Source organism: Pseudomonas sp. GZD-209, from assembly GCF_049310485.1.
Taxonomy (GTDB): domain Bacteria; phylum Pseudomonadota; class Gammaproteobacteria; order Pseudomonadales; family Pseudomonadaceae; genus Aquipseudomonas; species Aquipseudomonas sichuanensis.
On sequence record NZ_JBMOWQ010000004.1, the window covers coordinates 1 to 12,326 of the forward strand.

General features: G+C 65.3%; 11 protein-coding genes. 3 read left to right on the top strand and 8 right to left on the bottom strand.

Annotated features, from left to right (window positions below; genetic code table 11):
• Nucleotides 1-117: 117 nt before the first annotated feature.
• The 8 genes from ACO6VM_RS01450 to ACO6VM_RS01485 all read right to left on the bottom strand — a co-directional run bounded on the left by ACO6VM_RS01450 (nucleotide 118) and on the right by ACO6VM_RS01485 (nucleotide 8,366).
• On the bottom strand, nucleotides 118-1,503 hold the full coding sequence (locus ACO6VM_RS01450) for a sigma-54 interaction domain-containing protein (RefSeq protein ID WP_401059203.1): 1,386 nt from the start codon (nucleotides 1,501-1,503) through the stop codon (nucleotides 118-120).
• 134 nt (nucleotides 1,504-1,637) lie between these two features.
• Nucleotides 1,638-2,654, bottom strand: coding sequence for an ABC transporter permease (locus ACO6VM_RS01455; RefSeq protein ID WP_401059205.1), 1,017 nt, complete (start codon nucleotides 2,652-2,654; stop codon nucleotides 1,638-1,640).
• Nucleotides 2,654-3,712, bottom strand: coding sequence for a microcin C ABC transporter permease YejB (locus tag ACO6VM_RS01460; RefSeq protein ID WP_125858680.1), 1,059 nt, complete (start codon nucleotides 3,710-3,712; stop codon nucleotides 2,654-2,656). The genes ACO6VM_RS01455 and ACO6VM_RS01460 overlap by 1 nt, the downstream gene beginning before the upstream one ends.
• Nucleotides 3,709-5,508, bottom strand: a complete 1,800-nt coding sequence (locus tag ACO6VM_RS01465) for an extracellular solute-binding protein (protein ID WP_422402661.1) — start codon at nucleotides 5,506-5,508, stop codon at nucleotides 3,709-3,711. Before ACO6VM_RS01465 ends, ACO6VM_RS01460 begins: the two co-directional genes overlap by 4 nt.
• A 175-nt stretch (nucleotides 5,509-5,683) precedes the next feature.
• Nucleotides 5,684-5,965, bottom strand: coding sequence for a peptidylprolyl isomerase (locus tag ACO6VM_RS01470; RefSeq protein ID WP_003258780.1), 282 nt, complete (start codon nucleotides 5,963-5,965; stop codon nucleotides 5,684-5,686).
• 84 nt (nucleotides 5,966-6,049) lie between these two features.
• A complete protein-coding gene (locus tag ACO6VM_RS01475; protein WP_110994962.1) occupies nucleotides 6,050-7,111 on the bottom strand; it encodes a 3-deoxy-7-phosphoheptulonate synthase in 1,062 nt (353 codons plus the stop codon).
• Nucleotides 7,112-7,878: 767 nt separating this feature from the next.
• A complete protein-coding gene (locus ACO6VM_RS01480; RefSeq protein WP_401059207.1) occupies nucleotides 7,879-8,130 on the bottom strand; it encodes a DUF3077 domain-containing protein in 252 nt (83 codons plus the stop codon).
• Nucleotides 8,127-8,366, bottom strand: a complete 240-nt coding sequence (locus ACO6VM_RS01485; protein ID WP_401059209.1) for a hypothetical protein — start codon at nucleotides 8,364-8,366, stop codon at nucleotides 8,127-8,129. The genes ACO6VM_RS01480 and ACO6VM_RS01485 overlap by 4 nt, the downstream gene beginning before the upstream one ends.
• An 861-nt stretch (nucleotides 8,367-9,227) precedes the next feature.
• Here ACO6VM_RS01485 and benA point away from each other — a divergent pair.
• The 3 genes from benA (at nucleotide 9,228) to benC (ending at nucleotide 12,147) form a co-directional block, all read left to right on the top strand.
• Entirely contained in the window at nucleotides 9,228-10,586 is a 1,359-nt protein-coding gene (gene benA / locus ACO6VM_RS01490; RefSeq protein WP_322360417.1) for a benzoate 1,2-dioxygenase large subunit, read from the top strand.
• Nucleotides 10,583-11,068 carry a benzoate 1,2-dioxygenase small subunit gene (gene benB / locus ACO6VM_RS01495; protein WP_125464138.1) on the top strand — a complete coding sequence of 162 codons (486 nt, stop codon included), beginning with the start codon at nucleotides 10,583-10,585 and terminating at the stop codon, nucleotides 11,066-11,068. Before benA ends, benB begins: the two co-directional genes overlap by 4 nt.
• Before the next feature lie 68 nt (nucleotides 11,069-11,136).
• A complete protein-coding gene (gene benC, locus ACO6VM_RS01500; protein ID WP_401059211.1) occupies nucleotides 11,137-12,147 on the top strand; it encodes a benzoate 1,2-dioxygenase electron transfer component BenC in 1,011 nt (336 codons plus the stop codon).
• Nucleotides 12,148-12,326: the final 179 nt, after the last annotated feature.

Here is a 12,326-nt window from a genome sequence, read left to right on the forward strand (position 1 = left end):
GCGTGGGAGCGGGCTTGCCCCGCGATGTCCCTCACAGGAAATAGCTGATTTTATGCGGCTGACGCCATCGCGGGGCAAGCCCGCTCCCACGATCCCTGTTTTGAGATATGGGTCTCTTTATTGAGACTCTATCCCTAACGCCACCATCTTCTTGTACAGCGTCGACCGCCCCAACCCCAAGGCCCGCGCTGCCTCCGGCACATTCCAGGCGCTGCGCGCCAAGGCATCGACAATCAACCCGCGCTCGAACTGCGCGCACGCCTGGCGATAGTCCAGCGCCGGCGCGGCCCTGCCCACCGGGCTCAACGGCCCCAACGCACTGATCAAGTCCTGCACACTCAAGCGCGGCTGGTCCGCCAGCAAGGTTGCGCGCTCCAGCACGTTACGCAATTCACGAATGTTCCCCGGCCAACCATGGCGCCCCAGCAGCGCCTGCGCCTCGGGCTCCAGCTCGTACTGGCTGCCCAGCTCGGCCAGGATCGCCTCGCACAGCGCCGGCAGGTCCTCCAGCCGCTCGCGCAACGGCGGCACCTCGATCGGCAGCACGTTCAGCCGGTAGTACAGGTCGGCACGGAATGCCCCACGGGCCATGGCCGCCTGCAGGTCGATGGAGGTGGCGGCGATGATGCGCACGTCGCTGCGCAGCATCTGGTTGGAGCCCACCGGCTCGTATTCCTTCTCTTGCAGTACCCGCAGCAGCTTGCTTTGCAGCGCCAGTGGCATGTCGCCGATTTCGTCGAGGAACAGCGTCCCGCCTTCGGCCAGTTGCAGCTTGCCGCTGCGGCCCTTGCGCTCGGCGCCGGTGAAGGCACCGGGGGCGGTGCCGAAGAACTCGGCCTCCAGCAGGGTCTCGGGGATGGCCGCGCTGTTGATGCTGACGAACGCCTTGTGCGCCCGCGCCGAGGCGGCGTGGATGGCGTGGGCCAGCAGCTCCTTGCCGGTGCCGGTTTCGCCCAGCAACAGCACCGGCGAGTCACTGGCCGCGCCGCGCCGCCCGCGGCGCTTGGCCTCAAGGCAGGCGGCGCTGCTGCCGACGAACTGGGCGAAGCTGTAGCGCGCCTGGCGCGCGCGCAGTTGCGAGCGGGTGCTGGCCAGCTCCTGCTGCATGCTCGAATAACGCTTGAGCAAGGGTGACAGGCTGCGTAACTCGTCGAACAGGGCAAAGCCGATGGCGCCGATCAGCGCGCCCTGGTCGTCGTGGATCGGCAGGCGCATCACCACCAACGGCTCGTTGGGGGTGTCGAGCATGTCCAGCAGGATTGGCTTGCCGTTGCTCACCACCTCGCGCATCAGGCTGCCGGGGATCACCGCCTCGCAAGGCTGGCCGATGGCGCTGGCGGCGTCGGCCAGGCCAAAGCGCCGGGCATAGCGCTCGTTCATCCAGACGATGCGCGCCTGGCGGTCGACGATCACCGTGCCTTCGCTGGACTGCTCGATGATCTCGAACAGCGAGCGGATGGCCAGTTGGCGGACCTGGGGGTAGTCCTTGAGGTTGTCGTGCATGTTTGCAGTATCCGCTTGAATCAGAAGGCCCAATCGCGGGGCAAGCCCGCTCCCACAGGGATAGCGCCAGGTCTTTAAGTTGCTCCCACGTGGGAGCGGGCTTGCGCCCCGCGATAGGGCCGGTACAGGCATATCTACCTGCGTGGATCGAACGCCTCGCGCAGCGCATCGCCGATGAACACCAGCAACGACAGGATCAGCGCCAGGGCAAAGAACGCAGTAAAGCCCAACCACGGCGCCTCCAGGTGCTGCTTGCCCTGGGTCACCAGTTCGCCCAGTGACGCACTGCCCGCAGGCATGCCAAAACCGAGGAAATCCAGCGCGGTAAGGGTAGTGATCGCCCCGGTGAGCATGAAGGGTACGTAGGTGAGGGTGGCGTTCATGGCGTTGGGCAGGATATGCCGCAGCATCACCTGGCTGTCCGGCAGCCCCAGCGCGCGGGCTGCCTTGACGTATTCCAGGTTGCGCCCGCGCAGGAACTCGGCGCGCACCACATCGACCAGCGCCAGCCACGAAAACAGCGCCATGATGCCCAGCAGCCACCAGAAGTCCGGCTCGACGAAGCCCGAGAGGATGATCAGCAGGTACAGCACCGGCAACCCCGACCACACCTCCAGCAGGCGCTGCCCGAGCAGGTCGACCCAGCCCCCGTGATACCCCTGCAAGGCGCCGGCGGTGACGCCGATCAGCACGCTGAGCACGGTCAGGGCAAAGGCGAACAGCAGCGACACCCGCGTGCCGTACAGCACCCTTGCCAGCACGTCGCGCCCTTGGTCATCGGTGCCCAGCCAGTTGACTGCGCTGGGCGGGCTGGGGGTGGGTACCTGCAGGTCGTAGTTGGGGGTGTCGGCGCTGAACGGGATGGGCGCGAACAGCATCCAGCCGCCCTGGCCCTCGATCAGTTGGTGCACGTACTGGCTGCGGTAGTCGGGCTGGAACGGCAACTGGCCGCCGAATTGCTGCTCGGTGTAGCGCTTGAGTGCGGGGGTATACAGCTGGCCTTGGTACGACAGCAGCAGCGGCTTGTCGTTGGCCACCAGCTCCGCGCCAAGGCTGAGTATCAACAGGCCGGCGAACAGCCACAGCGAGACCCAGCCAAGGCGGTTGGCGCGAAAGCGCTTCAGGCGGCGTCGAGCGATGGGCGAGAGCATCAGCGGCCCCTCGCGTCGAAGTCTATGCGCGGGTCGAGCGCCGTGTAGCAGAGGTCGCCGATCAAGCGGATCAGCAGCCCGGCCAGGGTGAAGATGAACAGCGTGCCGAACACCACCGGGTAGTCTCGCGACACCGCCGCCTCGTAGCTCATGCGGCCCAGGCCATCGAGGGAGAAGATCACTTCGATCAGCAGGGAACCGGCGAAGAACACCGTGATCAGCGCCTGCGGCAACCCGGCCACCACCAGCAGCATGGCGTTGCGCAGCACATGGCCGTACAGCACCCGGCGTTCGCTCAGGCCCTTGGCCCGGGCGGTGACCACGTACTGCCGGGAGATTTCGTCGAGGAAGGCGTTCTTGGTCAGCAGGGTCAAGGTGGCGAAACCGCCGATCACCAGGGCGCCGACCGGCAGCACCAGGTGCCAGAAGTAATCGGCCAGCTTGCCCAGCAGGCTGAGCTGGTCGAAGTCATCCGACACCAGCCCGCGCACCGGGAACCAGTTGAGCGAGGTGCCACCGGCAAACAGCACGATCAGCAGCAGGGCGAACAGGAACGAGGGCAGGGCATAGCCGACCACGATCAGCGCGCTGCTCCAGGCATCGAAGCGGCTGCCATGGCGCACCGCCTTGCGGATGCCCAGCGGGATCGACACCAGGTAGGTGATCAGCGTCGCCCAGAAACCCAGCGACAGCGTCACCGGCAGTTTCTCCAGGATCAGGTCGGTGACCTTGGCGCCGCGGAAGAAGCTCTGGCCGAAGTCCAGCCGGGCATACTGGCCGAGCATCAGCCACAGCCGCTCGGGGGCGGACTTGTCGAAGCCGTACTGGCGCTTGATCTCCTCGATCAGCTTGGGGTCCAGGCCACGGGTGGCGCGGGACTCGCCGTGCACCGCCTCGGCCCGTGCGCCGGGGGCGCCGCCGCCGAGGCCCTGCAGCCGCGCCACGGCCTGTTCCACCGGGCCGCCGGGGGCGGCCTGGACGATGGCGAAGTTGACCAGCAGGATCGCCAGCAACGTGGGGATGATCAGCAGCAGGCGGCGCAGAATGTAGCTGGTCATGGCTGTTTCCCGAGCCGTTCGGCCATCTGTTCGCTAGTCAGCGCCGTCGGGCTGACCTCCCACCAGGTGTCCAGGCCTTCGTCATAGGTGGCTTGCACCTTGGGCAGGCCGAAGCGGTTCCACCAGACCGTCGAACTGCCCGGCGGGTAGTAGTTGGGGATCCAGTAGTAGTTCCATTGCAGCACCCGGTCCAGGGCATGGGCGTGGCGCAGCATGTCGGGCTGGCTGCTGGCGCGCACCAGCCCGTCGAGCAGCTGGTCCACCGCCGGGGCCTTGAGCACCATCAGGTTGTTCGAGCCGGGGTCGTTGGCCGCAGCGGAGCCGAAGTAGTTGTACAGCTCGCTGCCCGGCGACAGGGTCACCGGGTAGCCGGTGACGACCATATCGTAGTCGCGGGCCATCAGGCGGTTGACGTACTGCGCGGCGTCGACGTTGCGGATGTTCAGCTCGATGCCGATCTGCGCCAGGTTGCGCTTCCACGGCAGCAGCAGGCGTTCCATGCCCGACTGGCCGTTGAGGAAGGTGAAGCTCAGCGGTTCGCCCTGGGCATTGACCAGGCGATCGCCCTCGGGGCGCCAGCCGGCGGCCTGGAGCAGCGCCAGGGCTTGCAACTGCTGCGGGCGGATGATCCCGGTGCCGTCGGTGACCGGGGCGCTGAACACCTGGCTGAACACTTCGTCGGGCACCTGGCCGCGCAGCGGCTCAAGCAGCTTGAGTTCGTCCGCGTCCGGCAGCGCGCGGGCTGCCAGCACGGTGTTGGAGAACAGGCTCTGCTGGCGGATGTACAGATTGCGCATCATCTGCCGGTTGCTCCACTCGAAGTCCCAGAGCATGCCCAAGGCCTGGCGCACCCGGCGGTCCTGGAACTGCGGCCTGGCCAGGTTGAAGACGAAACCCTGGGCCACCTGCGGCTTGGCCGGCCCCAGGTGGGCGCGCTGCAGGCGCCCGTCGTCGAGCTGGGCGCCGTTGTAGCCGAGGGTGAAGGCGGTGGCGGAGAACTCGCGGTTGTAGTCGTAGCCGCCGCCCTTGAGCACCTGGCGCGCCACCTCGGTGTCGCCGAAGTACTCGATGCGCAGGCGCTGGAAGTTGTACAGGCCACGGGCCACCGGCAGGTCTTTGGCCCACCAGTCGGCATTGCGCTCGAAGGTGATGCTGCGACCGTTGTCGATCCGGCTGATGCGGTACGGGCCGCTGCCCACGGGCTTGTCGAAACCGGCACCATTGGCAAAGTCGCGCTGCTGCCAGTCATGTTCGGGCAGCACGGGCAGGCTGGCCAGGTCCAGCGCCAGGGTGCGTCCGTGCGGCTGTTTGAAGTCGAAGCGTATCTGCCGCGGGCCTTCGACCGTCACCCCGGCCACTTCGGCGAAACGCGTGCGGTAATTGAGGCTGCCCTTGCTCATCAGCAGCTCGAAGGTGAAACGCACATCTTCGGCGCGCACCGGCTTGCCGTCGGCGAAGGTGGCGCGCGGGTCGAGGTACAGGCGCAGCCAGGCGTCGTCGGGGCCGCGCTCCAGGCGCTGGGCAATTAGGCCATAGACCGTGTAGGGCTCGTCGAAGGCGCGAATGGCCAGCGGCGCGTACAGCCAGCCTTCGACCTGGCTCACGCCAATGCCCTTGTCGATGAACGGCAGGATATGGTCGAACTGGCCGATCTCCAGGGCCGAACGGCGCAGGCTGCCGCCTTTGGGGGCGTCCGGGTTTACGTAGGCGAAGTGCTGGAAACTGGCGGGGTAGCGGGGGGCTTCACCGTAGACGGTGAGGGCGTGGGTGGGGGCGGCCTGGACGACCGCCGGCAGCGCCAGCAGCAGCGCGGCACATCCCGAACGCAGCCACCTGGTGAATGCGTGGGAGCGGGCTTGCCCCGCGATGGCGGACGTCAGGCCGACTGCATTGGCACTGGCGACGCTATCGCGGGGCAAGTCGCATCGGCGCACCGCCGCTCCCACAAGGTTGCTGCGCAACAACCTTCTATCAGTCCTGGCGGCTGGTCACTTCCAGCAGGTGGTAGCCGAACTGGGTCTTCACCGGGCCTTGCACGGTGTTGACCGGAGCGCTGAACACCACGGTGTCGAATTCCTTGACCATCTGGCCCGGGCCGAACGAGCCCAGGTCACCGCCCTGGCGGCTGGACGGGCAGGTGGAGTTGGCCTTGGCGATTTCGGCGAAGTCGGCGCCGGCTTCGATCTGTGCTTTGAGTTCGTTGCACTTCTCTTCGCTGCTGACGAGGATGTGGCGGGCGGTGGCTCGGGCCATGGGGAACTGCTCCTAGGGGGGTGAAAAAGGGCAAGCCTAGCGCACTTGTCTAGGCCCTGTCTCGCAAGGCTTGCCGACTGTTTCCTACAAACGTTTGGCCGCCTCGCGCAGCATGGTCTCGGTCGCGCTCCAGCCCAGGCAGCCGTCGGTGATCGATACGCCGTACTTCAGGGCACCGGCGCCCAATGCCTGGCAACCGTCGAACAGGTGGCCCTCGATCATCACCCCGACCAGCGAGCGGTCGCCGGCCAGGCGTTGCTGCAGCACATCTTCGAATACTGCGGGCTGACGCATCGGGTCCTTGCCGCTGTTGGCATGGCTGCAATCGACCATGATGCGTGGCGCCAGGCCCGCCTTGGCCAGGCCCTGGCGCGCCTGGGCCACGCTGTGGGCATCGTAGTTCGGGCCCTTGTGGCCACCGCGCAGCACCAGGTGGGTGTCCGGGTTGCCGAGGCTCTCGATGATCGCCGGGTAGCCCTGGGCGTCCATGCCGAAGTGGCGGTGCGGATGCGCGGCGCTGCGCATGGCGTCGCAGGCAATGGCGATGCCGCCATCGGTGCCGTTCTTGAAGCCGACCGGCAGCTCCAGGCCACTGACCATTTCACGGTGGATCTGCGACTCGGTGGTGCGCGCGCCAATGGCCGCCCAGCCCAGCAGGTCGTCGAAGTAGCCAGCGGCCATGGGTTGCAGCAGCTCGGTGGCGATCGGCAGGCCGCGCTCGATCATGCTCAGCATCAAGCCCCGGGACAGGGCGATGCCGGCGTGCATGTCGTCGCTGCCATCGAGGTGCGGATCGTAGGCCAGGCCTTTCCAGCCCACCGTGGTGCGTGGTTTTTCAACGTAGGCGCGCATCACCAGCAGCAGCTTGTCGCCGACTTCATGGTTGAGCGCCGCCAGGCGGTCGGCGTATTCCAGCGCCGAGCGCGGGTCATGGATCGAGCACGGGCCGACGATCACCAGCAGGCGTTCGTCGCGGCCTTCGAGGATGGCGCGGATTGCCTGGCGATGGGCATGGACTTGCTGGGTGAGTTCGGTCGACAGCGGCATCTGCTGCTTGAGCAGGTGCGGGCTGGGCAGGCGCTTGCTGACAGTGGCGTTGGCCGCTTGCGGTTGGGTCAGGGGCAGGGCGAGGTTCGAGGCGTGCATGGCGTTTTTCCCTGGGCGGACGGCGGGTTCTGGCCCGCGCGGTCGGCCCTATCGAGGTGTTCGACTGGTCGTCAAATTGGGTAGTTGTGCGGCATTGCCACCGGAAATCGACCGAACGGAGGCGGCAGGCTGGCCCGAACGGGATTGGCTAAATCGCCATGCATAGGTGCTTGGGTAGTAGTAAGTGGCGTAGTTCATGAATCTGTCCTCAAGATGAATCGATGTTTTTGAAAGCCCGGAAAAGCAAAACCCCCGGTCGGGAAGCCGACCGGGGGTTTGAGTATTCTCATGTTCGGCGGCCCCTCGAAAGTGGGCGCCGGGTGGGTTATCGGCGCCTAGTAGCTAAACCAATAACCAAAATAAAAGGGTGCAACGGCGTTACGACCGGCAACGGCCAGCACGCGGTGCGCTGGGCGACCGGTGTGTTTGGCGTGGCTGCAGGAATGTTTCGACATGTTGCTCTCCAGTGAATGAGCCCGAGCTTACTGCACCTTGGCGGTGGCGTTCAATGGATAAATGCTATCGGTTCAATCAATGAAGCTGACTAACGCGCGAACTGACATGTGGGTTGGTGGAGCAGGAGCTTGGCGTGGCGATGTCCACAGACTTCGCCGGTTGAATCCAGCGCACGCCTTCTGGGCCTTTCGCGGGGCAAGCCCGCTCCCACGACCTCGAGGGCGGTGGGGAAGGTGTTTCCCCCACGGGAGGCCCGCTCCCACGACGCAGATATCGTGGGAGCGGGCTTGCCCCGCGATGAGGCCATTGGCTCAACCGGAGCGATTCATTCCCAGCTCCATGTCATCGATCAGCGCCTTGGCCATGGCGCTGAGGATGCGCGCCGAGCTGCCGGCGAGCATGTCGTTTTCCATTTCGGCTTCGCAGGTGAGGTGGCGGATGCAGCCGAGCAGTACCGACAACTCGTCGAAGGCATGCTGGAAGGGGATGCCGGGCTGGATGCGGTAGAGCTCCAGGCAGGTGGTGGTGCCTGTGGTGCTCCCGTGGGTGGAGGGTTCGGTCATGGCTGCGCTCCTGTTTCGTGGCGGATCAGGGGGTAGCGCAGCTGGTTGAGGTAGATGCAGGTGTTCAGCAGGGTTTGGCGCTGTTCTTCGCTGTTGGTGTCGAAGTACATGTCGAGGACCTCGCGCAGGCAGCCCATCAATGAGGTGGCTTCGGTGCGGGCGGCTTCGGGGGTTAGGTCGGGGGATATGGACAGGTAAGGGAAGAAACGGGGTGGGTCGGGGACGATCTTTTTCATGGCGAAACCTCAGTGCGTTCTGGGAGCCGCCATCTCGATCTTTCTCACGGATGAAGGTGGCAGCCGTACGCGGGGTGAGAAACCGGTGCACTGAAGCCGGCCAGACCGAAGTCTGCCCGCGCATGGCTGCCATAAACCTAAAGCCTTGGCAGTGCAGGTCGGGTTCTCACACCCGGTCACCCAATTTGGCGACCGGGTGAAGTTAGCCCTGAGGGATTTCCCCGACAATGCAGCAACTTTCGGCAGGCGCGTAGGATAGTTCCCGAGTCTTCTGGGCAGAAGCATTTGGTTGCAGGTTCGGAAATGTCTTACGGGTTTAGTGGTATGCCCTAGGAGGTCCTGGCTGGCCACCGCGTGAGGGCGGCAAGGTGTCAGGCGAAGGCCTTGCAGCGCCTATCAGATCGAGCGCCGCCCGCGCGGCGCTTCGCGGGTAAACCCGCTCCCACAGTCTGTTTCGGGCCAGTCTCTCTTGTGCCATTACCTGGTCCGCCTTGTTGGCACGACGCGGTTTCAGCGTGTGCGTTGCCGCCGCCCCACATGACTCAAGACATGCACCAAGGCAGGCGCTGGTACTTTTACAGGAATAATTGGCCCGAAATAAACTGTGGGAGCGGGTTTACCCGCGAAGCGCCGCGCGGGCGGCGCTCGATCTCATAGGCGCTGCAAAAAAACCGGCGAACACCTTGTGGCCATTACTCTATTCCCCGGCGAACACCTGACGGCCCGCGAACAGTACCAGCACAGATGGCGCAAAACCCTGCCTGCACAAAACGGATAGCACTCTGCACGATCTGGATATCTGCGCCCCCACCCAGGGCATAACCTGACCCGGCCTGAACAATAACAATGGAGGCCCTGGCCATGTCCCTGGGATTCGACTACCTCAATGCCATGCTCGAAGATGACCGGGAGAAGGGCGTCTATCGTTGCAAGCGTGAAATGTTCACCGACCCGCGCCTGTTCGACCTGGAGATGAAGCACATCTTCGAGGGCAACTGGATCTACCTGGCCCACGAAAGCCAGATCCCTGAAAACAACGACTTCCTCACCCTGACCATGGGGCGCCAGCCGATCTTCATCGCGCGCAACAAGGACGGGGTGCTCAACGCCTTCCTCAACGCCTGCAGCCACCGCGGCGCCATGCTGTGCCGGCACAAGCGCGGCAACCGGTCCAGCTACACCTGCCCGTTCCACGGCTGGACCTTCAACAACAGCGGCAAGCTGCTCAAGGTCAAGGACCCGAGCAACGCCGGCTACCCCGACAGCTTCAACTGCGACGGCTCCCACGACCTGACCAAGGTGGCGCGTTTCGAGTCGTACCGCGGCTTTCTGTTCGGCAGCCTGAACGCCGACGTGAAGCCCTTGGTCGAGCACCTGGGCGAGTCGGCGAAGATCATCGACATGATCGTCGACCAGTCCCCTGAGGGCCTGGAAGTGCTGCGCGGCGCAAGCTCGTACATCTACGAAGGCAACTGGAAGCTCACCGCCGAAAACGGCGCCGACGGCTACCACGTCAGCTCCGTGCACTGGAACTACGCCGCCACCCAGAACCAGCGCAAGCAGCGCGAAGCGGGCGACGAGATCAAGACCATGAGCGCCGGCGCCTGGGCCAAGCAGGGTGGTGGCTTCTACTCCTTCGACCACGGCCACCTGCTGCTGTGGACCCGCTGGGCCAACCCCGAGGATCGCCCGGCCTACGAGCGCCGCGACCAGCTGGCCGCCGATTTCGGCCAGGCCCGCGCCGACTGGATGATCGAGAACTCGCGCAACCTGTGCCTGTACCCGAACGTGTACCTGATGGACCAGTTCAGCTCGCAGATCCGTATCGCCCGGCCGATTTCGGTGAACAAGACCGAGATCACCATCTACTGCATCGCGCCGAAAGGCGAGAGCGCCGATGCCCGGGCCAAGCGCATCCGCCAGTACGAGGACTTCTTCAACGTCAGTGGTATGGCCACCCCGGATGACCTGGAAGAGTTCCGTTCCTGCCAGACCGGCTACGGCGGCGGCACCGGCTGGAACGACATGTCGCGCGGCGCGCAGCACTGGGTCGAAGGTGCCGACGAGGCGGCGAAGGAGATCGAACTCAAACCGTTGCTGTCGGGCGTGCGCACCGAAGACGAAGGCTTGTTCGTGCTGCAGCACAAGTACTGGCAGGACACCATGATCCAGGCGTTGAAGGATGAACAGCAACTGATCCCCGTGGAGGCCGTGCAATGAGCCTGCATGACACTGTGCGCGACTTCCTCTACCGCGAAGCGCGCTACCTGGACGATGCCCAGTGGGACCAATGGCTGGAGCTGTACAGCAGCGATGCGACGTTCTGGATGCCGTCCTGGGACGATGACGACAGCCTGACCGAAGACCCGCAGAGCGAGATCTCGCTGATCTGGTACGGCAACCGTGGCGGCCTCGAGGACCGGGTATTCCGCATCAAGACCGAGCGCTCCAGCGCCACCGTGCCGGACACCCGCACCTCGCACAACATCAGCAACATCGAGATCGTCGAGCAGGGCGAAGGCAGCTGCCAGGTGCGCTTCAACTGGCACACCCTGAGCTTTCGCTACAAGACCACCGACAGCTACTTCGGCACCAGCTTCTACACCCTCGACCTGCGCGGCGAGCAGCCGCTGATCAGGCACAAGAAGGTGGTGCTGAAAAACGATTACGTCCGTCAGGTCATCGACATCTACCACATCTGATCCACCAGGCCGAGCCTGTCGGTGTGCCCCACGGCGCGCCGCGGCCAGGCTCGCCCGTGAGGTGCACCATGAGCTACCAGATCGCACTGAATTTCGAAGACGGGGTCACCCGCTTCATCGAGGCCGACGGCCAGGAAACCGTGGCCGATGCCGCCTACCGCCAGGGCATCAACATTCCGCTGGATTGCCGTGACGGCGCCTGCGGCACCTGTAAATGCAAGGCCGAATCGGGCCGTTACGACCTGGGCGACAACTTCATCGAGGACGCCCTGAGCGAGGAGGAAATCGCCCAGGGTTACGTGCTCACCTGCCAGATGCGCGCCGAAAGCGACTGCGTGGTGCGCATCCCGGCCTCGTCGCAGCTGTGCAAGACCGAGCAGGCCAGCTTCGAGGCGGCCATCAGCGCCGTGCGCCAACTGTCGGCCAGCACCATCGCCTTGTCGATCAAGGGCGAGGCACTGAACCGCCTGGCGTTCCTGCCGGGGCAGTACGTCAACCTCAAGGTGCCGGGTAGCGAGCAGAGCCGCGCCTATTCGTTCAGCTCGCTGCCCAAGGACGGCGAAGTCAGCTTCCTGATCCGCAACGTGCCGGGCGGGCTGATGAGCAGCTTCCTCACCGGTTTGGCCAAGGCTGGCGACAGCATGAGCCTGGCCGGCCCTTTGGGCAGTTTCTACCTGCGGCCGATCCAGCGCCCCTTGCTGCTGCTGGCCGGCGGCACGGGCCTCGCGCCATTCACCGCAATGCTGGAGAAGATCGCCGAGCAAGGCAGCGAGCACCCACTGCACCTGATCTACGGCGTGACCAACGACTTCGACCTGGTCGAGCTGGACCGCCTGCAGGCCCTGGCCGCGCGCATCCCCAACTTCACCTACAGCGCCTGCGTGGCCAACCCCGACAGCGAATATCCGCAGAAGGGCTACGTGACCCAGCACATCGAGCCACGCCACCTCAACGAAGGCGATGTGGATGTGTACCTGTGCGGCCCGCCGCCGATGGTCGAGGCGGTCAGCCAGTACATCCGCGAGCAGGGCATTACCCCGGCCAACTTCTACTACGAGAAGTTCGCCGCGGCAGCCTGAGGCTTTTACGGGGCTGCCCGCATCGTGCGGGTGAGGGTGGCCTCTTTTTATTCACACAGGGATTTCGGTCTCGGGGGGGGGGGGGGGGGGGGGGGGGGGGGGGGGGGGGGGGGGGGGGGAGGGAAGGGGGGGGAGGGGAGGGGGGGGGGGGGGGGGGGGGGAGGAGGGGGGGGGGGGGG